This window comes from Pseudarthrobacter raffinosi, assembly GCF_023913735.1.
Taxonomy (GTDB): domain Bacteria; phylum Actinomycetota; class Actinomycetes; order Actinomycetales; family Micrococcaceae; genus Arthrobacter; species Arthrobacter raffinosi.
Map to the genome: position 1 here is coordinate 152,730 of NZ_JAMXBH010000002.1, position 21,228 is coordinate 173,957.

Annotated in this window: 22 protein-coding genes and 1 tRNA gene; 15 read left to right on the forward strand and 8 right to left on the reverse strand. The window is 64.4% G+C overall.

Annotated elements, in window-relative coordinates; genetic code table 11:
- Window positions 1–21: 21 nt before the first annotated feature.
- Complete coding sequence (locus tag NG698_RS02490) at window positions 22–1,131, reverse strand: glutathione S-transferase family protein (protein ID WP_252607959.1); 1,110 nt, start codon at window positions 1,129–1,131, stop codon at window positions 22–24.
- A gap of 10 nt (window positions 1,132–1,141) precedes the next feature.
- Window positions 1,142–1,879 carry a M50 family metallopeptidase gene (locus NG698_RS02495; protein ID WP_256470726.1) on the reverse strand — a complete coding sequence of 246 codons (738 nt, stop codon included), beginning with the start codon at window positions 1,877–1,879 and terminating at the stop codon, window positions 1,142–1,144.
- 116 nt (window positions 1,880–1,995) lie between these two features.
- Between NG698_RS02495 and NG698_RS02500 the strand changes: the two genes are divergently transcribed.
- Complete coding sequence (locus tag NG698_RS02500) at window positions 1,996–2,460, forward strand: GatB/YqeY domain-containing protein (RefSeq protein ID WP_252598818.1); 465 nt, start codon at window positions 1,996–1,998, stop codon at window positions 2,458–2,460.
- A 126-nt stretch (window positions 2,461–2,586) separates the two neighbouring features.
- Here the strand turns inward: NG698_RS02500 and NG698_RS02505 are convergent, their stop codons facing one another.
- The 3 genes from NG698_RS02505 to NG698_RS02515 all read right to left on the reverse strand — a co-directional run bounded on the left by NG698_RS02505 (window position 2,587) and on the right by NG698_RS02515 (window position 3,864).
- The gene (locus NG698_RS02505) at window positions 2,587–2,889 is read right to left on the reverse strand and encodes a DUF4193 domain-containing protein (RefSeq protein ID WP_056339942.1); all 303 of its coding nucleotides are present in this window, start codon (window positions 2,887–2,889) and stop codon (window positions 2,587–2,589) included.
- 203 nt (window positions 2,890–3,092) lie between these two features.
- A complete protein-coding gene (locus NG698_RS02510; protein ID WP_252598819.1) occupies window positions 3,093–3,707 on the reverse strand; it encodes a hypothetical protein in 615 nt (204 codons plus the stop codon).
- Between the two features lie 74 nt (window positions 3,708–3,781).
- Window positions 3,782–3,864, reverse strand: a tRNA-Leu gene (locus NG698_RS02515).
- A 172-nt stretch (window positions 3,865–4,036) separates the two neighbouring features.
- Here NG698_RS02515 and NG698_RS02520 point away from each other — a divergent pair.
- Window positions 4,037–5,341 (forward strand): M20/M25/M40 family metallo-hydrolase, encoded by a 1,305-nt coding sequence (locus NG698_RS02520; RefSeq protein ID WP_252598820.1) that lies wholly within the window; start codon window positions 4,037–4,039, stop codon window positions 5,339–5,341.
- Between the two features lie 12 nt (window positions 5,342–5,353).
- Entirely contained in the window at window positions 5,354–6,514 is a 1,161-nt protein-coding gene (locus tag NG698_RS02525; RefSeq protein WP_252598821.1) for an acyl-CoA dehydrogenase family protein, read from the forward strand.
- A 50-nt stretch (window positions 6,515–6,564) separates the two neighbouring features.
- Here the strand turns inward: NG698_RS02525 and NG698_RS02530 are convergent, their stop codons facing one another.
- Entirely contained in the window at window positions 6,565–6,798 is a 234-nt protein-coding gene (locus tag NG698_RS02530) for a DUF5703 family protein (RefSeq protein WP_056339951.1), read from the reverse strand.
- Between the two features lie 39 nt (window positions 6,799–6,837).
- Between NG698_RS02530 and NG698_RS02535 the strand changes: the two genes are divergently transcribed.
- Window positions 6,838–7,104 (forward strand): hypothetical protein, encoded by a 267-nt coding sequence (locus NG698_RS02535; protein ID WP_056339953.1) that lies wholly within the window; start codon window positions 6,838–6,840, stop codon window positions 7,102–7,104.
- Window positions 7,105–7,177: 73 nt separating this feature from the next.
- Here the strand turns inward: NG698_RS02535 and NG698_RS02540 are convergent, their stop codons facing one another.
- The gene (locus NG698_RS02540; RefSeq protein WP_252598822.1) at window positions 7,178–8,113 is read right to left on the reverse strand and encodes an aldo/keto reductase; all 936 of its coding nucleotides are present in this window, start codon (window positions 8,111–8,113) and stop codon (window positions 7,178–7,180) included.
- A gap of 50 nt (window positions 8,114–8,163) precedes the next feature.
- Here NG698_RS02540 and NG698_RS02545 point away from each other — a divergent pair, with 50 nt between their 5' ends.
- Both NG698_RS02545 and mshC read left to right on the forward strand, forming a co-directional pair.
- On the forward strand, window positions 8,164–8,997 hold the full coding sequence (locus NG698_RS02545; protein WP_252565374.1) for an undecaprenyl-diphosphate phosphatase: 834 nt from the start codon (window positions 8,164–8,166) through the stop codon (window positions 8,995–8,997).
- Window positions 8,998–9,012: 15 nt separating this feature from the next.
- Complete coding sequence (gene mshC / locus NG698_RS02550) at window positions 9,013–10,290, forward strand: cysteine--1-D-myo-inosityl 2-amino-2-deoxy-alpha-D-glucopyranoside ligase (RefSeq protein ID WP_252598823.1); 1,278 nt, start codon at window positions 9,013–9,015, stop codon at window positions 10,288–10,290.
- On the opposite strand, the gene NG698_RS02555 is transcribed toward mshC, so the two are convergent.
- Window positions 10,287–11,192, reverse strand: coding sequence for a PAC2 family protein (locus tag NG698_RS02555; RefSeq protein WP_056339966.1), 906 nt, complete (start codon window positions 11,190–11,192; stop codon window positions 10,287–10,289). The two genes, mshC and NG698_RS02555, sit on opposite strands and share 4 nt — an antisense overlap.
- Window positions 11,193–11,390: 198 nt before the next feature.
- Here NG698_RS02555 and NG698_RS02560 point away from each other — a divergent pair, with 198 nt between their 5' ends.
- The 9 genes from NG698_RS02560 (at window position 11,391) to pafA (ending at window position 21,213) form a co-directional block, all read left to right on the forward strand.
- Complete coding sequence (locus tag NG698_RS02560; protein ID WP_252608019.1) at window positions 11,391–12,080, forward strand: HAD family hydrolase; 690 nt, start codon at window positions 11,391–11,393, stop codon at window positions 12,078–12,080.
- Entirely contained in the window at window positions 12,077–13,243 is a 1,167-nt protein-coding gene (locus tag NG698_RS02565) for a site-2 protease family protein (protein WP_252607960.1), read from the forward strand. The genes NG698_RS02560 and NG698_RS02565 overlap by 4 nt, the downstream gene beginning before the upstream one ends.
- A 114-nt stretch (window positions 13,244–13,357) precedes the next feature.
- Window positions 13,358–14,419, forward strand: coding sequence for a tRNA (adenine-N1)-methyltransferase (locus tag NG698_RS02570; RefSeq protein WP_252598825.1), 1,062 nt, complete (start codon window positions 13,358–13,360; stop codon window positions 14,417–14,419).
- 83 nt (window positions 14,420–14,502) lie between these two features.
- Complete coding sequence (gene arc / locus NG698_RS02575; protein WP_252607961.1) at window positions 14,503–16,254, forward strand: proteasome ATPase; 1,752 nt, start codon at window positions 14,503–14,505, stop codon at window positions 16,252–16,254.
- Complete coding sequence (gene dop / locus NG698_RS02580; protein ID WP_374210072.1) at window positions 16,251–17,924, forward strand: depupylase/deamidase Dop; 1,674 nt, start codon at window positions 16,251–16,253, stop codon at window positions 17,922–17,924. Before arc ends, dop begins: the two co-directional genes overlap by 4 nt.
- A gap of 83 nt (window positions 17,925–18,007) precedes the next feature.
- On the forward strand, window positions 18,008–18,211 hold the full coding sequence (locus NG698_RS02585; protein WP_056339984.1) for a ubiquitin-like protein Pup: 204 nt from the start codon (window positions 18,008–18,010) through the stop codon (window positions 18,209–18,211).
- Between the two features lie 81 nt (window positions 18,212–18,292).
- Entirely contained in the window at window positions 18,293–19,114 is an 822-nt protein-coding gene (gene prcB, locus NG698_RS02590; RefSeq protein ID WP_252607962.1) for a proteasome subunit beta, read from the forward strand.
- 1 nt (window position 19,115) lies between these two features.
- On the forward strand, window positions 19,116–19,847 hold the full coding sequence (gene prcA, locus NG698_RS02595; RefSeq protein WP_248760570.1) for a proteasome subunit alpha: 732 nt from the start codon (window positions 19,116–19,118) through the stop codon (window positions 19,845–19,847).
- A gap of 1 nt (window position 19,848) precedes the next feature.
- Entirely contained in the window at window positions 19,849–21,213 is a 1,365-nt protein-coding gene (pafA, locus tag NG698_RS02600; RefSeq protein ID WP_056339994.1) for a Pup--protein ligase, read from the forward strand.
- Window positions 21,214–21,228 lie beyond the last annotated feature (15 nt).

Sequence of the window (21,228 nt, forward strand, 5' to 3'; positions counted from 1 at the left end):
TTAGAAAGCGCTTTCCCGATCCTAAGCCGCTCCATGGCCGGGGGAAACTTCTTCGCCGGGGCGCACCGGCCCCGGGGGAGTGCCGTCACCGAACGGCCGGCCGCCCAGTGATTCCCTGCCATGGGGCTCCAGCCAGCCCGCCGGATCAGGACCCTGCGGCACCATCCGGGTGGGATTGATGTCCTCGTGGACGATGTAATAGTGCTGCTTGATCTGGACAAAATCGATCGTGTCTCCGAAACCGGGAGTCTGGAAAAGATCCCTTGCGTAGCCCCACAGGGCCGGCAGTTCGGTCAGCTTCTGCCGGTTGCACTTGAAATGCCCGTGATAGACGGCATCGAACCTGGCCAAGGTAGTGAACAGGCGGACATCCGCTTCCGTGATGGTGTCACCCACGAGGTACCGCTGTCCGGTGAGGCGTTCCTCGAGCCAGTCGAGCGCGGCCCACAGCCTGGTGTAGGCCGAGTCATAGGCCTCCTGGGAGCCCGCAAAGCCGCAGCGGTAGACGCCGTTGTTGACCTCGGTGAAGACGCGCTTGTTGACGGAGTCAATTTCGGCGCGGAGGTGTTCCGGGTAAAGGTCAGGCGCCCCGACCCGGTGGAAACGGGTCCATTCGGTGGCAAAGTCCAGGGTGATCTGAGGGAAGTTGTTGGTGACCACCGCGCCGCTGGCAATATCAACGATCGCTGGCACCGTGATGCCGCGCGGGTAATCCGGGAAGCGCCGGAAATAGGCGCTCTGGATGCGCTCGATGCCAAGCACAGGGTCTACCCCGCCCGGATCGAGGTCAAAAGTCCACGACCGGGCATCGTGGGTAGGGCCGGGCTGGCCAAGGGAGATGGAGTCCTCCAGGCCGAGGAGCCTACGCACAATCACGGCCCGGTTCGCCCACGGGCATGCCCGCGCCGCAATCAGCCGGTACCGGCCAGCTTCCACTGGCCACCCCGGCACGCCGTTGACGCCGGGACGGCCGTCGTGGGTGATCCGGTCCTCAATGTAATTCGTGTCCCGGTTGAACTCGGCACCGCCGGTCACATATGCGCCCAAGGTGCTGTGCCCGGTGCTGGTGTGCGTGCTGTCGGCAGCGGTGGCATTCGTGGCCTGCGGCCCGCTCGGAAATTCCTGGCTCATGCGGACCAGCCTAGGCTCCGGCGGCCAGGATTGCCGAGATGGGCTGCCAGGCGACCAGCCAGGAGCCGGCAATAACGACGACAAAGAGCGCGATCCAGATGCCGGAGGGTATGGACGTTGCGCGGTACAGGATATACGCGTCGGAACTGGCCAGCCTGTCACGGCGCCGCAGGTGCACATTGGTGAGCTTCGCGAGATCCCGGACGGCGGCCACAAGCAGGGCCACGCCAAGCACGACTGCAACATGGCAGGTGAAGCTGCTGGGCACAACGAGGACCAACACCCCGCCGCCTGCGACGGCAAGGCCTGTGATCAGCAGCCCCGCGAAGTTCCTGATGAACACGAGCGAAACCAGGAGGATAAGGGTGCCTGTGGCCAAGGCGGCCGGACCCCAGCCGGCAAAACCGGAGGTGACCAGGGCAGCGCCGGTCAGGGCAGGTACAGGATAGCCCCAGAATCCGGACCAGACGGCGGCGGCCCTGCCCCGGCTGTAACTGGTGGTTATGCCTGAGTGGTCCAACCGGAGCCGGATCCCGCTCAGTCTTTGGCCGCTCATAACGGCGGCGAAAGCATGGCCGAGTTCGTGCGTGGCGGTGGCCAGGAGCCCAAAGTACTTCCAGGTGGCACGGGGGATGGACAATGCAGTTGCCAGCGCCAGCACCACAGCCAGTTCGGCCACCGTGACTTGGGGGATGGCGGCACGGCTGAAGGCTTCAACGATCCGTTGCCACAATTGCTCGGGAATCAAGGTCGTTTCCCGCCGCGCCGGGAGTAGTGATTGTCAGCCATATCCCTCTACGGTACTAGAGGGATGGTTCACCACTGTCCTGCCGCCCTGCGGCGCTCAAGGAATCGAGGAATGCCGTGACCACTTTGAAGGAACGCCTGCACGCTGATGTTGTGGTGCACATGAAGGAGCGGAACAAAACCGCCCTGACCACGGTGCGCAATGTCCTGGGCGAGATCGAAACACGGGAGAAGTCGGGAAAGACGCCCATTGTCCTGGACGACGCCCAGGTGACCTCGTTGTTGCAGAAGGAGGCTGCAAAGCGACGTGACACCGCAAGGATCTATATGGAAGCCGGAGAATCCGAGCGGGCCGCGGCCGAGATCGCCGAGGCCGAAATCATAGAAGCGTACTTGCCGCAGCCGCTGACAACAGCCGAAGTCGAGGCGATTGTTGACGAGACCATTGCCGGGCTGCGGAACGAAGGCGTAGAGCCCGGAATGCGTCAGCTGGGCGCCGTGATGAAGCCTGTCACGGCCAAAGTCGCCGGACGCTACGACGGCAAGGCTGTCAGCGAGATCGTCCGCAGCCGTCTCGCCTAAGCGGGTCAGCTCGAGCCTGTTACTCGAGCCTGTTAACCGGAAAGGCACGCCTACTAAACGTGGGCGTGCCTTAACTTCCTGCTGGCGGAACACGGCCGCCACGGAAGAATATCCGGGTTTCTTGAATCAGCCTTCGCAGTCAGTGCAGTAGCTGTGTCCGTCTTTCTGCCGCGCAATCTGGGAGCGGTGCCGGACCAGGAAGCAGGAGTAGCACGTGAACTCGTCCTCAGCCTGCGGGATAACCTGCACGACCAATTCCTCGGCAACGAATTCGCCTCCCGGAACGCCGGCGCCATCCAGCCCGTCGGCCTCATCGAGCTCGAGGACGACGCTGCGGGCGTCCGGAGCATTGGCGGACTGCAGTGCCTCGAGTGAGTTGTCCTGCGACTCCTTGACGTCGGAGCGAAGTTCATCGTAATCGGTTGCCACTTAGGTGTATCTCTTTTCTTTGGTTCGTCTGTCGCGTATGCAACCTACAGCATCCGGCGGGTATTCCCCAATAGCCTGGCAAGAAAATTTCTCTGCGGCGCCAATATTTCCGTGCGGACACCCGCTGGGATCGGCGTCGGGTGACATTGGGCACCATGGTGCCCGGGGCTAAAAGTCAGCGCACGGCGGCCGAGCCGCGAGACCTAGTCAAGGTCCTTAGCCAAGGCCGTGGTCTGAGGCGGGGTAATCCGCCCCAGTCGCTCGTCGAGCGTCACGCGCAGCCGGGCGGCCGCCACCTGAACCCGGTGCTCGGCAGGGGTGACCTTCCTGTCCGGCGCAGAGGCGGCATTCGGGCGTGCGTGCACGTCCTTGTGTTCAGGGGACCCTGCGCTCACGGTCCAGTCACTATCGTCCCCGCCAGGCACGTACTCCCACGCCGCGTCGAACAGTTCAAGCTCCTCGGCACGGGCCAGCTCACTGCCTGCGAGGACGTTTAAGGTCGCAAGCCCCAAGGCCTTGGTTCCTTCATCCTGATCCAGGGCCCGGTCCAGGGCCCACTGGGTGCGTCGCCACCATTCCGCCCGGCTGTCCGCCTCGGTCTTCTGCCGGAGCGCCTGCTCGTCGGCTTCGCGTTTCTGGTCCAGCGCTGTCTTATCGGCTGACGTGCGCTGGGCCAGGGTGCGCCAGTTGATGTAGAAGGCCAGCAGGGCCGCGATCAGGACAGCCAAGGGGCCAAGCCCGGCAAGGATTACCCACCAGTCGGCCGGCCCGGAGTGGACGACGACTTCAAGCGGGCCAGGCGGCGGGGTTGGATTCACGGCTCCAGCTTAGGCCGTCGACGGAAACAGAAAAAACCCCTGAAATCCGTGGATTTCAGGGGTTTTCCCATTTGTGCGCGGAGGGGGACTTGAACCCCCACCCCCTTTCGAGGACTAGCACCTCAAGCTAGCGCGTCTGCCATTCCGCCACCCGCGCAGGTGGTAATTCGGAGATCGTTTCCGCCTTTCAGCGTTTCGCTTTTCTCCGAAGCAGCGAGAAAAACTCTAACACGAACTTTCCGAAAACATGGAATCGGGGCTGATGGGTAGGCTGAGGGCACACGAGAACGCAGGTTGTTTGCAGCCTTCCCACTGCCCAAGGAGTTTCTATGTCTGACATCCGTGCCGAGGATGAAGTTGTCCGGATCTGCCAGGAACTTATCCGGATAGATACCTCGAACTACGGTGACGGTTCGGGGCCGGGGGAGCGGTTGGCCGCGGAATACACGGCCGGGCTGATTGAAGAAGTGGGCCTCGCAGCCGAGATCTTCGAGTCGGCGCCCGGCCGCGCAAGTGTTGTGACCCGGATGGCCGGTGAGGATCCGTCCGCCAGCGCGTTGGTGGTGCACGGGCACCTCGATGTAGTGCCCGCCCTGCGTGAACAGTGGTCGGTGGATCCCTTTGGTGCGGAGCTCAAAGACGGACTCATCTGGGGCCGCGGAGCCGTGGACATGAAAGACATGGACGCCATGATCCTTGCTGTGATGCGGGATTTGGCCAGATCCGGGCGCAAGCCCAAGCGCGACATTATTTTTGCCTTCTTCGCCGACGAGGAAGCCGGCGGTGAGTACGGGGCCCGCTACGCGGTCGACAAGCGGCCCGAGCTCTTCGAAGGCGCAACTGAAGCCATCTCGGAGGTAGGCGGCTTCTCGGCGACCATCGGCGGGCAGCGCACCTACCTCCTGCAGACGGCTGAGAAGGGCATCTCCTGGCTCCGGCTGGTGGCGCACGGCCGGGCTGGCCACGGCTCCCAGATCAATACGGACAACGCCGTCACCCGGCTGGCTGCGGCGGTAACCCGGATCGGCGAATACAAGTGGCCGATTGAGCTGACGCCCACTACGCGGCAGTTCCTGGACGGCGTGACCGAACTCACGGGTGTGGAGTTCGATCCGGACAATCCGGACCGCCTGCTCGACCAGCTCGGCACCGTGGCGCGCTTTGTGGGGGCAACCCTGCAGAACACCACCAATCCCACGCTGCTCAAGGGCGGCTACAAGCACAACGTCATCCCCGAATCGGCCGAGGCCCTGGTGGACTGCCGGACGCTCCCGGGCCAGCAGGACCACGTGCTGGAGGTCGTGCGGGAGCTTGCCGGTTCCGGTGTCGAGGTCAGCTACGTGCACAGCGACGTCTCGCTTGAAGTCCCGTTCGCCGGAAACCTGGTGGATTCCATGATCGACGCCCTGCACACCGAGGATCCGGGGGCGAAAGTGCTTCCCTATACGCTCTCCGGCGGCACGGACAACAAGTCATTGAGCCGGCTGGGTATCACCGGCTACGGCTTCGCTCCCCTCCAGCTGCCCGACGATCTCGATTTCACCGGGATGTTCCACGGCGTGGACGAGCGGGTTCCGGTGGATTCGCTGAAGTTCGGCGCCCGGGTGCTCAACACGCTCCTCACCAATTACTGAGCCGGCCCGGACATGACTCCCGAGGAAGTCCTGCCGGAGCCCTTGCTCCAGGCCATCCGCGGCCGTGCTGCGGGCTATGACCGGGACAACACCTTCTTCTTTGAAGACCTCGAGGAGCTGACCGCCGCCGGCTACCTCAGGCTGTTTGTGCCGGCGTCCGACGGCGGCCTGGGGCTTGGGCTGGCGGCGGCAGCACAGTGCCAGCGGCGGCTGGCAACGGCGGCCCCGGCCACCGCCTTGGCCATCAACATGCATTTGGTCTGGACCGGCGTCGCCCACGTCCTGGCCGCACGGGGGGACCATTCCCTTGGCTTCGTCCTGCAGGAGGCCGCCCACGGCGAGATCTTCGCCTTCGGCAATTCCGAAGCCGGCAATGATTCGGTACTTTTTGATTCAAAAACGGCAGCCGTTCCCCTGCCGGGCGGGGCGTACAGCTTCACGGGTACCAAGATCTTCACGAGTCTTTCGCCCGCCTGGACCCGACTGGGAATCTTCGGCAAGGACGGCCAGGCCAGGGAAGGCGAAGGGGAGCTCGTGCACGGGTTCATCAGCCGGGAGGCCGCGGGCTACGCCATCCTGGATGACTGGAACACCCTGGGCATGCGGGCCAGCCAGTCAAACACCACCGTCCTGGACGGCGCCGAGGTCCCGCCGGAGAGGATCTTCCGCAAACTTCCGGTGGGACCTAACGCCGATCCGCTGATTTTCGCCATCTTCGCGTGCTTCGAGACATTGCTGGCTGCCGTGTACACCGGCATTGGCGAACGTGCCCTGAACCTGGGTGTTGAGGCCGTCAAGCGCCGCACGTCCTTCAAGAATGCCGGCCGCAGCTATGCGCAGGATCCGGATATCCGCTGGAAGATCGCGGAGGCCGCAATGGCCATGGATAACCTCTACCCCCAGCTGCTGACCGTCAGCCGCGATGTGGATGCGCTCGTTGAGCACGGGCCGCAATGGTTTCCCAAACTTGTGGGGCTGAAGGTCAATGCAACTGAAACGGCCCGCCGGGTTGTGGACATGGCCATCAGGGTGAGTGGCGGCTCCAGCTACTTTCGTGGGTCGGAGCTTGAACGCCTGTACCGGGACGTGCTGGCGGGGATGTTCCATCCATCAGACGATGAGTCGGCGCACAACACGGTGGCGAACGCGTGGCTGGGTCCGTTGGAGGACTGAACAGGCCGCTGGCCCGTTAGTCCCTATACGGTCCGCTGGCCGGACAATTCCTACACGGTCCGCTGGACCTGCATCACCCGGCGGCGGAGCCAGAAGCGCCTGCCGCCGCCCAAATACAGCTTGCTGCGTTCCAGCTCCCACTTGCCGTACTCGGAATGCTCCACAAGCCGGCGCCTGGCATCAGGCAGCGAATCGTCAGGGCTGACCGTCAGAACGAGGTACTCGTACTGCCTCAGAATGTCCCGTTCGCGCTGGACCGAGCTGGTGAGAAAATGTTCCTTCATTGCTCTCCATTTTCGTCCTTTTCCGGCTAACGTGAAGGCATGAGCATCGATCCGCGTGTCGCGCTTCAGTCCTTGACAACCGCCTTGGAAGAACACCTTATAGCAGCATCCAACCGGCGTGGAGATGGCGATCCCGCGGTGGAAGCGGCTTTTTTTGCGGTCGCGGATGCTTTCGAGGTTTATGAAGACGCACTCTACGAGGCTTACAGCGAAGTTACACCCCTTCAGGTCTTCGATGATGAAGAAGATGAGGACGATGAAGCCGGCATCGATGACGACGAGGACCTGGAAATTCTCGAGGACTGAGAACTCCACGCCGCCATCGCGGGCAACGACCCAACGCTGCGGCCCTGAACGGCGTCTCCGCCGGCACGGAAACTCAGCCGGGCAGGGAAACGTCCTCGAGCGCGCGGGCAATTTCGGGCGGCAGCCTGGTTAGTTGGGCGGCCATGATTTCTTTCGCCTGCACGGGCGTCCGGGGCCCGATGATGGCAGTGGCCACGCCATGCTGGGACAATAGCCAGCTCAGCGAGACATCCAGCGGTGTCCGGCCCAGGCCCTTGGCCGCCATGGCCACGGCTTCCACTACGCTGGACGGCTGCGCCTCCAGATACGGCTCTACGTAGGGTGCGGAGTCTGTTCTTGCCGCCCGGGAATCGGCGGGAATGGCGCCGCGGTACTTGCCAGTCAGAACGCCACGTCCCAGCGGAGCCCAGGCCATCAGCCCCAGGCCGGCATCTTCGACGGCGGGAACCAGTTCCGCTTCCGCCTTTCGCTGCAGGAGTGAATATTCAGCCTGCGCGGCTACGAGCGGAAATCCGGCCACCGCCGCAGCCTTGGCGCTTTGCCACCCGTTGAAGTTGGAGATGCCCGCATAGCGGGCGCGGCCGCTCCGGAGCGCGAATTCAAGCGCGGACAGGGTCTCGTCCAGCGGGACATTGCCGTCCCATGCCTGGGCAAACCAGATATCCACGTAGTCAGTCCCCAGCCTGGCCAGACTTGCGTCCAGGCCGGTGAGCATCGCGTTGCGTGACGTGTCCACCGTGCGCCGGCCGTCCGACGTCGACATCCCCGCCTTGGTGGAAATGCAGACTTCGGTGCGGGAGACGACGTCACCCAGGAGAGAGCCGATCATCGCCTCGGCGCGGCCGTCGGCGTAAGACGCCGCGGTATCTATAAGTTTTCCGCCACCATCGATAAATGTCCGCAATATCTCCGAGGCGTCCTGTTCGTCGGTATCGCCGGACCAGGACATGGTGCCGAGGGAAAGGGCGGAGACTCGCAATCCACTGTTGCCGACGTAACGCTGCTGCATAGCTGCAAGCTTACGGGGAATCAACAGTGTCCATGACGTAGGGTCTTAGCGTGAACTGGTTTGAGGCGGCCCTGCTGGGCCTAGTGCAGGGACTGACCGAATTTCTACCGATTTCATCGAGCGCGCACCTGCGGATTGTGGGGCAGTTCCTGCCCAACGCATCCGATCCCGGAGCCGCGTTTACCGCCATCACGCAGCTTGGTACCGAAACGGCGGTGGTGATCTACTTCTGGCGCGACATCGTGCGGATCGTCAAGGCTTGGGCGGGATCGCTGACCGGAAAAGTCTCCCGGCAGGACCCGGATGCCCGCATGGGCTGGCTGGTGATCCTGGGCAGCCTCCCCATCATCGTGCTGGGTCTGCTGTTCCAGGACCAGATCGAGTCGGTGCTGAGGAGCCTGTGGCTCGTAGCCACCATGCTGATTGTCTTCGGGCTCTTTCTGGCCGTGGCCGACGCGATCGGAAAGCAGGACCGGGACCTCACCCAGCTCACCTACAAACACGGCATTTTGTACGGCTTCGCCCAGGCCCTGGCTCTTATTCCCGGCGTGTCGCGATCCGGCGGCACCATCACCGCAGGTCTCCTGATGGGCTACACGCGCGAAGCCGCCGCGCGGTATTCGTTCCTCCTGGCTATCCCGGCGGTGTTCGGCAGCGGCCTTTACCAGCTGTATAAGGTGGTCTCCAAGGAAGGCATCACCGGCCCCTACGGCCTTCCGGAGACGGCGCTGGCCACCGTCATCGCCCTGGTGGTGGGCTACGTGATCATCGGTTGGTTCCTCAAGTTCATTTCCACCCGAAGCTACCGGCTCTTCGTCTGGTACCGGATCTTCCTGGGCCTGGCCCTGTATCTCTTGCTCGGTTTCAATGTCATCAGCGCCTAGCCGTAGGCTTAGGCTGTGAAATCCTGGACCTCCCGCCCTGTCCCTGCGCTGCCCGGCGCCATGCCTGCCATCCGGCTGTTCGATACCGCTAAGGGGAGTGAGGTCACGCTCCGGGCCGGGGGAGAGCAATCCATGTACGTCTGCGGGATCACTCCCTACGACGCAACCCACATGGGCCATGCGGCCAGCTACGTGGCCTTCGACCTGCTGAACAGGGCCTGGCGTGACGCCGGCCAGCAGGTTTCCTACGTCCAGAACGTCACCGACGTCGACGACCCCCTGCTGGAGCGCGCGACTGCCACCGGTGTGGACTGGCGGGACCTGGCCGCGAGCCAGATTGAACTCTTCCAGACCGATATGGAGGCCCTGAACGTCCTCTCGCCGGACCACTACGTGGGTGCCGTTGAATCAGTTGACATCATTGTTCCGGCCATCGAACGGCTGGTCCGGCTGGGGCTGGCCTACCGCGTCCCTGGTACGGCAGGGGAGCCCGACGGCGACGTCTACTACGACGTCGAAGCTGCCGGCAAGCAGTCGGTCGCCCCGGATGCCTGGACCCTGGGCTCGATCTCCCGCCTTGGTGAAGCCGAAATGCTGGAACTGTTCGCCGAACGCGGCGGCGACCCGGGCCGGGCCGGCAAGCGGCAGGCCCTGGACCCCCTGCTCTGGCGGGTTGCCCGTGACGGCGAGCCCAGCTGGCCGGGCGGCGAGTTGGGCCAGGGCAGGCCTGGCTGGCACATCGAATGCACGGTCATCGCCCAGCGGTACCTGCCGGCTCCCTTCACTGTCCAGGGCGGCGGCTCTGACCTCATCTTCCCGCACCACGAGATGGGCGCCGGTCACGCCTATTCCCTCGCCGAAGTGCCGCTGGCCCACCACTATGCCCACGCCGGCATGGTGGGCCTGGACGGCGAAAAGATGAGCAAGTCCAAGGGCAACCTGGTCCTGGTGTCCAAACTTCGGGCCGAGGGAGAAGATCCGGCTGCCATCCGCCTGGCCATCCTGGCCCACCATTACCGTTCAGACTGGTCCTGGACCGCTGAAGGGTTTGAAGCCGCGAAGGACCGCCTGGCTGCGTGGCGCAGCGCCGTCGCCACCTCGCCGGAAGGATCGGCCCCCGGCCTGATCGCAGAAATGAGGTCCGCCCTTGCATCTGACCTGAACGCACCGGCCGCCCTGGAAGCTGTTGACCGCTGGGCTGCCTCGGCGGACTCCGCCGCGGCAGCGGGCAGCCAGCATGATCAGGCCCTGGTCAGGGACGCCCTGGACGCCTTGCTCGGCGTCGTACTTTAGGGCTTGTCCCGGCCCCGACGCTTGAGATAGCGCTCAAACTCCCGCGCGATGGATTCGCCGCTCGCCTCCGGAAGATCGGCCGTATCTTTTGCCTCTTCCAGCTGGCGGACGTACGCGGCGATCTCAGGATCCTCGGTAGCCAACTCATCGACGCCGCGCTCCCACGCAGCTGCCTCTTCCGCCAGTTCGTGCGTGTCCAGCGGGACCTGGATCAATTCCTCGACCCGGTGCAGGAGAGCCAGCTGCGCCTTGGGTGACGGGGCCTGGGCCACGTAATGCGGGACGGCTGCCCAAAGGGAAACAGTCGGAAGGCCCGCCAGGAGGGACACTTCGGACAGTACTCCGACGATGCCGACGGGACCTTCATACTGGGATGCTTCAAGGTTGAGGCGTTCCCGCAACACAGCGTCGTCAGAGGACGTGCTGACCGGAATCGGCCTGCTGTGCGGAACGTCTGCCAGAAGGGCCCCCACCAGGACCACGTAGTCCACCTTCAGCGCTTCGGCGTGGACCAGCAGTTCCGCCGTATAGGCCCGCCACTTGTAGGACGGCTCAATGCCCTGGACGAAAATGACGTCCACGTTCGAATCCGGCGCACTGGCCTTGTAGATCCGTGTGGAGGGCCACTTGATCTTGCGTTCCCCCGAGGCGTTCCTTCGGACCGTGGGACGCGTGAACTGGAAATCGTAGTATTCGTCGGCGTCAATGGACGCGACCTTCTTGCCGCCCCAAACCCTGTTCAGGTAGCGCAAGGAATCACTGGCGGCTTCGCCGGCATCGTTCCAGCCTTCAAATGCGGCCAGCATCACAGTAATGCGCTCCCCGTCCGCCACTGGCAGCAGGAACTGCTCCGGTTCAGGTGCGGCACCCGGTTCCGCGGTGTCTCCGTCGAAGCTATTCATCTCATCACCCTACGTCCAAGAACCGGCGCGACGCATTGAATGAAGAGCCAAAAAGTGCGCCGGGGCGCGTGCGCGCCCAAAGGCAATGCTGATATTCGCCGAGGGCGTATCCACCGGCTGGCGTTCAGGTGCGCCCCGTAGACTGGGAACATGCGATCCCTACCCTCCGTTTCCCCGCTCAGAGCCGTTCTTTGGGATATGGACGGCACCATTGTGGACACTGAACGCTACTGGATTGCCGCGGAGCACGCCCTTGTGGAAGCGCATGGCGGCACATGGTCACATGGGCAGGCCATGCAGCTCGTGGGTCAGTCGCTGACGTATTCGGCCGGAATCCTGCAGGCAGCCGGTGTCCGGCTGGAGCGCCGGGAGATCATCGACACCCTGACCTCTGAGGTCATCAGGAGCGTCCGGCACTCTGTTCCTTGGCGTCCCGGTGCGCGGGAACTGCTGGATGACCTGCACGTCGCCGGTGTGCGGTGCGCGCTGGTGACCATGTCGGAGGAGCCGTTGGCCCGCGAAATTGTCGCGAGCCTGCCCAAGCCTTACTTCGAATTCCTGGTCACGGGGGACACCGTCACCCAGGGCAAGCCGCACCCGGAAGCATACCTGAAGGCAGTGGAGCTGCTTCAGGAAGCGGACCCGGACCTGACCGTGGATCACTGCGTCGCCCTTGAGGACTCCGCACCGGGAGTGGCTGCTGCTGTGGCCTCGGGCGTCGCCACCGTCGCCATTCCGCACATTGTCCCGATCCCCGACGATCCCAGGCACACCACCTGGGAATCCCTGGCCGGCCGCACCGTTTCCGAGCTGGAGGCCATCGCCGCGGGCAGCCTGGCCGCCGCGGTGGCTGGATCTGCAATGCCTGTGACGGGGAGCCCGTCATGAGTTCCGCGCCCGCCCCCGCCCGCCGGGAAGGAATACCGCTCGGCAGGATCGCCGGAATCCCGGTCATTCTGGCCTACTCGTGGTTTGTGATCGCCGCCTTTACCGTCATTGTCTACGGACCCCTGCTGTTGGAGCAGAATCCGGTGTTGGGCATTTCCGCCTACTACATGGCGTTCGCGTACGCCCTGCTGCTCCTGATCTCAGTCCTGGTCCACGAACTGGCGCACGCCCTCACGGCCAAGATCTACGGCTGGCCCACGCAGAAGATCGTGCTGAATCTCTGGGGCGGCCACACCCAGTTTGAGAATTTCACGGCGACGCCGGCGCGCTCGGTCATCGTGGCGCTGGCCGGGCCGGCTGCCAACCTGGTCCTCGCCGGCGGCGCCTGGGTGGTCCTCTCCACCACCAGCATGGGCACCGTGGCCGAAATACTCACAAACATCTTTATGTGGGCCAACTTCGTCATCGGCATCTTCAATGTCCTGCCCGGACTCCCGCTGGACGGGGGCAGGATCGTTGAGTCGGCCGTCTGGAAAGCAACCGGGAGCCAGGCCAAAGGCACCGTCGCCGCTGGCTGGGCCGGCCGCGTCATCGTGGTAGCGCTGGGCTTCTGGTTTATTGCCCGGCCGCTGCTGGCCGGTGAGACACCAGATATCAGCCTCCTGATGATCACCGTCCTCGTTGGCGGCTTCCTCTGGATGGGTGCCAGCGCCGCAATCCAGCAGGGCACCCTGCGCGGAAGGATGCATCTGGTCAGCGCCACTGCCCTGGCGGCTCCCGCCGTCGGAATTCCAGCCACCGCGGTGGTGGCGGACATCCGCAGGCTGTCACCGGACGGTTCACGCGCCGTTGTGGTCTGCGGGCCGGATGGACGCCCGCAGGGTGTTGTGGATCCCGGTGCCCTCGCCGCGGTTCCTGACTACGCCGCCGACTCCACGCCTGCCACGGCAGTGTCCTATGCCCTCGCGGCGGGAGCCTACGTACCTGAGTCGTCCCAGGGGCAGGAACTGATCCAGTACCTTTCCCAGCTGGACGGTCACGAATATGCCGTGGTGGACCATCACGGAACGGTCACCGGACTTCTGGCGCAGAACGTGGTGGTGGCCGCCATCACCGGCAAGGCTGACCCGTCAAATAGGCATCCTCAGGGTCAAAGCCGGTAGAGTTACGTGCCGGCCGTGCATTGCCGCCGCGTGGCCGCCCGGACACCCGCCGCCGCACCCGGCGGACCAATTTCGATGCGTGGCCCCACAGTTTTACAGGAGCGAGGAAAATCCATGAGCAGCGAAACTGCCGCCGAAGCCGCAGCACCAACCACCACCGGTGTTGCCGCCAATGGCACCCAGCCGGTGGGAGCTGCCCGCCGCCGCGGGCCTTTCCGTGAAGGCGAACGGGTCCAGCTGACCGACGAGCGCGGCCGCATGAACACGATCTCTCTCGAAAGCGGCGGCGCCTTCCACACGCACCGCGGCTTCCTGAACCACGACGAGATCATCGGAAAAGCAGATGGGTCAGTCGTCGTGAACAACGTCGGCCAGCAGTACCAGACGCTGCGCCCCCTCCTTTCGGACTTTGTCCTTTCCATGCCGCGTGGCGCCGCAGTGGTCTACCCGAAGGACGCCGGCCAGATCGTCACCATGGCCGATATCTTCCCCGGCGCCAGGGTTGTTGAAGCCGGCGTTGGCTCCGGAGCGCTGTCCATCTCGCTGCTCCGGGCCGTTGGCGACAACGGCTACCTCCACTCCTTCGAGCGCCGTGAGGAATTTGCGGACATTGCCCGCGGGAATGTGGAAACCATCTTTGGCGGCCCGCACCCGGCGTGGGGGATCTCCCTTGGCGACTTCCAAGAGGAAGTAGTCCGCAGCGAGGCGCCCGGCTCCGTGGACCGTGTAGTGCTGGACATGCTGGCACCCTGGGAATGCCTCGACGCCGTTGCCACGGTCCTCGCACCCGGCGGCGTCTGGATCAACTACGTGGCCACGGTCACCCAGCTGTCCCGGACCGCGGAAGCCATCAGGGCTGACGGCCGCTTCACCGAACCCGACGCCTGGGAGTCCATGGTCCGCGGCTGGCACCTTGAGGGCCTTGCCGTCCGCCCGGACCACCGCATGGTTGCCCACACCGGCTTCCTTCTGGTCACCCGCCGCCTTGCCGACGGGGTCACCGGCATCTCCGTCAAGCGCCGTCCGTCGAAGACCGGCTTCAACGAAGAAGACGTCAACGCCTGGACACCCGGTGCCGTCGGCGAACGACTGGTTTCCGACAAGAAGCTCCGCCGCGCCGCGCGCGATGCCATTGCCGGCACCAACGTCAAGGACGAACCGGAGATCACGAACTAGTCCACATTTCGGGAGTCTCCAGCAGTACCTGCCAACTTGGGGCTAAGGTCTAAAGAAGAAGAGCAGGAAGGGGCTAATGCACCATGGAGACGCCGAATCAGGACTCCGGACGTACACCGGCGGAGCAGTCGGCCGCCAACGAACTGTCGGCTGCGGACCGGCAGGCCAATGTCCTCCGCGACAAACTCAGGCACATTGACCGCCAGCTGGCAGCCGCCACGCAGAACAACGCCAAGCTGGTCAGCATGCTGGAAGCGGCCAAGGCCGAGATCCTGCGGCTAAAAAATGCCCTGGACCAGGAGGGCCAGCCACCGTACAGCTTCGGCACCGTCCTGCAGCTCAATCCCAGGCGGCTGCCGTCACCGGGCAACAGCGGCCAGGCCGCCACCGAGGAATCGGCCGACATTTTCAACGCCGGCCGGAAGATGCGGGTGGGCATCAGCCCCCTGGTCAACATCAACCAGCTGGCGGTCGGCCAGGAGGTCCTCCTCAACGAGGCACTGCTTATTGTTGCCGGCCTCGGCTACGAACGCGCCGGCGAACTCGCAACCCTCAAGGAAATGCTCGGAACGGACCGCGCACTGGTAGTGGGGCGGGCCGACGAGGAGCGTGTCATCAGGCTCTCCGGAGCCCTGCTCACCGAAAAGCTCAGGGTGGGCGATGCGCTGTCCATCGACTCGCGCACCGGTTACGCCCTCGAAAAAGTGCCCCGCTCCGAAGTGGAAAACCTGGTCCTCGAAGAAGTCCCCGACATCACCTACGAGGACATCGGCGGCCTCGGTCCGCAGATCGAGCAGATCCGGGACGCAGTGGAACTGCCGTTCCTGCACCCGGACCTCTACCGCGAGCATGGGCTGAAAGCCCCGAAGGGAATCCTCCTCTACGGCCCGCCGGGGTGTGGCAAGACCCTGATCGCGAAGGCTGTTGCCAACTCCCTCGCCGCCCGGGCAGCGGAGCGGTCCGGCAATGTGGACCTGAAGAGCTATTTCCTCAACATCAAGGGTCCGGAGCTTCTGGACAAGTACGTGGGCGAGACAGAGCGCCACATCCGCCTGATCTTCTCCCGGGCCCGGGAGAAGGCCTCGGACGGCAGCCCCGTGGTAGTTTTCTTTGATGAAATGGATTCCCTGTTCCGTACGCGCGGAACCGGGATCTCCTCAGACGTCGAGACCACCATCGTCCCGCAGCTGCTGAGTGAAATCGACGGCGTGGAGCGGCTGGACAACGTCATTGTGATCGGTGCATCAAACCGCGAGGACATGATCGACCCCGCCATCCTCCGCCCCGGCCGCCTGGACGTGAAAGTCAAGATCCAGCGCCCCGATGCAGAGGCCGCGGCGGACATTTTCAACAAATACATCACCACGGACCTGCCGTTCCACGAGTCCGACCTCGCCGAACACAGCGGCGACGTCCAGGCGACGGTGGACGCCATGGTCCAGCGCACGGTTGAAGCCATGTACTCCACGGAGAAGTCCAACGAGTACCTGGAAGTCACCTACGCCAACGGCGATACGGAAATGCTGTACTTCAAGGACTTCAATTCAGGCGCCGTAGTCCAGAACGTTGTGGACCGGGCCAAGAAGTACGCCATCAAGGATCTCCTGACACTGCACCAGAAAGGTCTCCGGATCGAGCACCTGCTGCGTGCCGTGGTGGATGAATTCCGCGAACACGAGGACATGCCCAACACCACCAACCCGGACGACTGGGCCAGGATCTCAGGCAAGAAAGGGGAGCGGATCACCTACATCCGCACCATCGTGCAGGGTAAGGCAGGCCAGGAGCCCGGCAAGTCCATCGAAACGATGCCGAACACGGGACAGTACCTGTGACGGCAGCCCCGGAACGCGCCGGCGGGGGAGGGCTCCCGGCCGGCGGGGCCATGCGCGTCATGGGGGCGGAAACGGAATACGGCATCCACGCCCCGTCCGCGCCCGGAGCAAACGCCACCATGATGTCCTCCCGCGTTGTCCAGGCTTATGCCCAGGTGACGCGGCAAAGAGCAGCCGGAGGGGCAGAGACCCGGTGGGATTACACGGACGAGGAGCCCCTCCACGACGCCCGTGGCTGGACCCTGGAACGGGCCTCGGCCCACCCCAGCCAGCTGACAGACCAGCCGCCGGTACTCGACGCCGAAGCGGTGGCGCTTGCCTACGGCCGCGAGGAATTGGAACTGGACGGTGAGGACGAGTCCGGCAGCCTCCTGATGAACATGGTCCTGGGCAACGGAGCCCGCTTGTACGTGGATCATGCCCACCCGGAGTACTCCAGTGCGGAGGTGACCAACCCCCGCGATGCGGTGATCTGGGATGCCGCCGGGGACCTCGTCGCGCTGGCGGCAGTCCGCCGCCTGGCCGCGGATCCCGAGCTGCCCCCGGTCAACCTGTACAAGAACAATACGGACAACAAGTCTGTCTCCTACGGCTCCCACGAGAACTACCTCATGCCACGCTCGGTACCCTTCGGGGACATCGTGCGGGGGCTGACGCCGTTCTTCGTCACGCGGCAGATCATCTGCGGCGCCGGGCGGGTGGGCCTAGGGCAGGACAGCTCCACACCCGGGTACCAGATCAGCCAGCGCGCAGACTTCTTCGAGGCGGAGGTGGGCCTGGAAACCACCATCCGGCGTCCCATCATCAACACCCGGGATGAGCCACACGCCACCGCCGATAAATACCGGCGCCTGCATGTGATCATCGGTGACGCCAACCTGAGCCAATCCTCGAACTACCTCAAGTTCGGCACCACTGCCATGGTCCTGAGCCTGATCGAGGCCGGGCTGGCGCCCAAGGTGGAGGTGCACGAACCCGTCGCAGCCCTCCAGACAGTCAGCCACGACACGTCGCTGACAGCCAAACTCAGGCTGCTGGACGGGCGCCGCGTGACGGCCCTGGACCTGCAATGGATATACCACGAGGCGGCGGCCAAGCTGGCGCAAGACACCGGCGTTGCCGATGCCGTGGACGGGGACGGCCATACGCATCAGGTGCTGGAGCGCTGGGCTGCCACGCTGACCCAGCTCGATTCCGACAGGAACGCGGCGGCCACGTCCGTGGAGTGGTTGGCCAAGCTCTCCCTCCTCGAGGGTTACCGGAACCGCGACAACCTTGCCTGGGGTGACGCGAGGCTCGGCCTCGTGGACCTCCAGTGGGCAGACATCAGGCCGGAGAAGGGACTGTACTACCGGTTCCTGGCACGGAACCGCATGCAGCGGATCGTCGACGACGGAGCCATCGCCGCAGCGATGACCGAACCGCCGTCGGACACTCGTGCCTTCTTCCGCGGACGTTGCATCAGCAGCTTCGGCAAAGACGTGGTGGGGGCCAGCTGGGACTCGGTCATCTTCGACGTTCCGGGCTACGGCCGGCTTCAGCGCGTGCCAACCCGGGAACCCCTGCGCGGCACCAAGGCCCTCACGGGAGGGCTCTTTGCCCGCCACCGGGCGGCCGGTCCGTTCCTCGCCGAACTTTTGGGGCATAACACCGCTCCGCCTGCGGCGTAAACCGCGCCGTCGGGCGGACAGCGTGGCAATATGGGCGTATCAGCAGATCCGCCCGGATCCGAGGATTTAGAGGAGTGATCACCATGGCAGGCCAGGAGCAGCAGAAGCCACAATCACACGACAGCCAGGTCGAGGACGAGATCCCGGAGGCGCCTCCGGCAGCCCCGGAAGCCCAGGCATCGGCCGCCACCCAGGGCGTCGACGACCTCCTGGATGAAATCGACGGCGTCCTGGAATCCAACGCCGAGGAGTTCGTCCGCGCCTTCGTCCAAAAGGGCGGCCAGTAACCCGGTCCGGATGGGTGGCGGAAGCCGCGTCCGGCCGGAATCTGTACCGACGTTGAAGGACCACGTACAAGGAGTGCATCAGTGCAGGAAACAACCGCCAACCAGGTAGCCGGCAACGCGACATCCTCATTCACCGAGCATCTGCAGCGCGACCGTCCGGACCTGCTTCCGTACAACCGTGACATGCCTGCTGCAGCGGCGGCGACAGCTCCGCTGCAGGTACCCCATGCCACGACGATCGTGGCAATGAGCTATGGCGGCGGCGTCCTGATGGCCGGGGACCGGCGGGCCACCATGGGCAACGTCATTGCCAGCCGGCACATCGAAAAGGTGTTCCCGGCCGACAGGTATTCAGTGCTGGGGATCGCCGGCACGGCCGGCATCGCGATTGACCTGACGCGGCTCTTCCAGGTGGAGCTGGAGCACTACGAAAAGATCGAGGGCACCCTGCTGAGCCTCGACGGCAAAGCCAACCGGCTGGGGGCCATGATCCGCGGGAACCTGCCGATGGCCCTGCAGGGACTCGCCGTCGTGCCGCTGTTCGCCGGCTTCGACACAACTGCCGGCGTGGGCCGGCTCTTCTCCTACGACGTCACCGGCGGCAGGTACGAGGAACGCGAGCACCACACGGTCGGCTCCGGTTCCGTTTTTGCCCGCGGCGCGCTGAAGAAGCTCTGGCGGCCCAACCTGGCCGAAGCCGAGGCAGTCTCCGTGGCGGTCGAGTCCCTTTACGACGCGGCCGACGACGACTCCGCCACAGGTGGTCCAGATCCCGTCCGTCAATTGTGGCCGGTGGTGTACACCGTGAACAGGGATGGCGCGCGGCGGATCCCCGAATCCGAGCTCGCCACTGTGGCGGGCAGGATTATCGAAGCCAGGTCCGCCGAACGGCGGGAGGCCTAAGATGACGCAGCAGTTCTATGTCTCGCCTGAACAACTGATGAAGGACCGTGCGGACTTCGCACGGAAGGGCATCGCCCGCGGCAGGTCCGTGGTGGTCATCAGCTGCCAGGACGGTATTGCCCTGGTCGCTGAGAACCCCTCACCCTCACTGCATAAGATCGGCGAGATCTACGACAAAATCGCGTTTGCTGCCGTCGGCAAGTACAACGAATTCGAAAGCCTGCGCCAGGCCGGAGTGCGGTACGCCGATGTCCGTGGTTACTCCTACGACCGCGAGGACGTCACCGCACGCGGGCTCGCGAGTGTCTACGCGCAGAGCCTCGGTGCCGTCTTCACCGCAGAACAGAAACCCTTCGAAGTGGAACTGGCCGTCGCCGAGGTTGGCCCCACGCCGGAACTGGACCACCTCTACCGGCTCACCTTCGACGGGTCCATCGCCGACGAGCACGGCTTCATCGTGATGGGCGGCCAGGCGGAGCGTGTCTCGGCGGTCATCGCCGAGGGCTGGCGACCGTCGCTGCGTTTCGCAGGCGCTGTCCGCCTGGCTACCCGCGGCCTGGCCAGCGGCCCAGACCCGGCCGCTGAACAGGGCGAAGCGGGAGGAACCCTTCCCGCCAAGGCCGTGGAGGTTGCCGTGCTGGACAGGCAGTCGGAGACCTCCCGGGGTTTCCGCAGAGCCTTCCGGCGGCTCAACGATTCTGATATCACGGCGCTGCTTGCTGAGGAGGACTGAGATGGACAAGAGAATCTTCGGTATCGAGACCGAGTTCGGAATCTCGTATTCGAGCCCCGATTCAAGGCCGTTGGCCCCGGAAGAAGTGGCCCGGTACCTGTTCCGCAAGGTGGTCAGCTGGGGACGGTCATCCAACGTGTTCCTGACCAACGGCTCCCGGCTCTACCTGGACGTCGGCTCACACCCTGAGTACGCCACGGCCGAATGCGACGACCTGGCCCAGCTCATCGCGCACGACCGCGCGGGCGAGCTGATCCTGGACGACCTCGTTGACGAGGCACAGGCAAGGCTGGCCGCGGAAGGATTCAACGGCACGGTCTACCTGTTCAAAAACAACACCGATTCGGCCGGCAACTCCTACGGCAGCCATGAAAACTACCTCATCCCGCGCCGCGGCGAATTCTCCCGGCTCGCGGAGATCCTGATCCCGTTCCTGGTGACCCGCCAGCTGATCGCCGGCGCAGGGAAAATCCTGAAGACTCCGCACGGGGCCACGTACGCGTTTTCCCAGCGGGCAGACCACATCTGGGAGGGCGTCTCCTCCGCAACCACCCGGTCACGGCCCATCATCAACACCCGCGATGAACCGCACGCCGACGCCGAATTCTTCCGCCGGCTCCATGTCATTGTGGGCGACTCCAATATGTCCGAAACCACAGCCCTGCTCAAGGTCGGCACCGTGGACCTCATCCTGCGCATGATTGAGGCGGGAGTGATCATGCGCGACATGAGGATGGAAAACCCCATCCGCAGCATCCGCGAGATTTCCCACGACCTCAGTGGAAGGGCGCTGGTCCGTCTGGCCAACGGCCGCCAGCTCACGGCCCTGGAGATCCAGCAGGAGTACCTCACCAAGGTCACGGCCTTTGTTCAGGAGCAAGGGGCCCACAATCCCCACGTACCGTTCATCCTTGATCTTTGGCAACGGACCCTGAACGCCATCGAGAGCGGTGACACCAGCACCATCGACACGGAAATCGACTGGGCCATCAAGAAAAAACTGATGGACAACTACCGGCAGCGGCACGGCCTGGGCCTGGACGCGCCCAGGATTGCCCAGCTGGATCTTACGTACCATGACATTTCGCGGAGCCGCGGGCTGTACTACATCTTGCAGTCCCGGGGTGCGGTTCGGCGGGTTGTGGACGATACCGTGATCAAAGACGCCGTGGACGTGCCACCGCAATCCACGCGGGCCAAGCTGAGGGGCGATTTCGTCCGGCGCGCCCAGGAACTGGGCAGGGATTACACGGTTGATTGGGTGCACCTGAAGCTGAACGACCGCGCGCACCAGACCATCCTGTGCAAGGATCCCTTCCGAAGCGTCGATGAGCGGGTGGATGCCCTGCTGGGCTCTATGGGCTGACGTTCAGGTTCACGG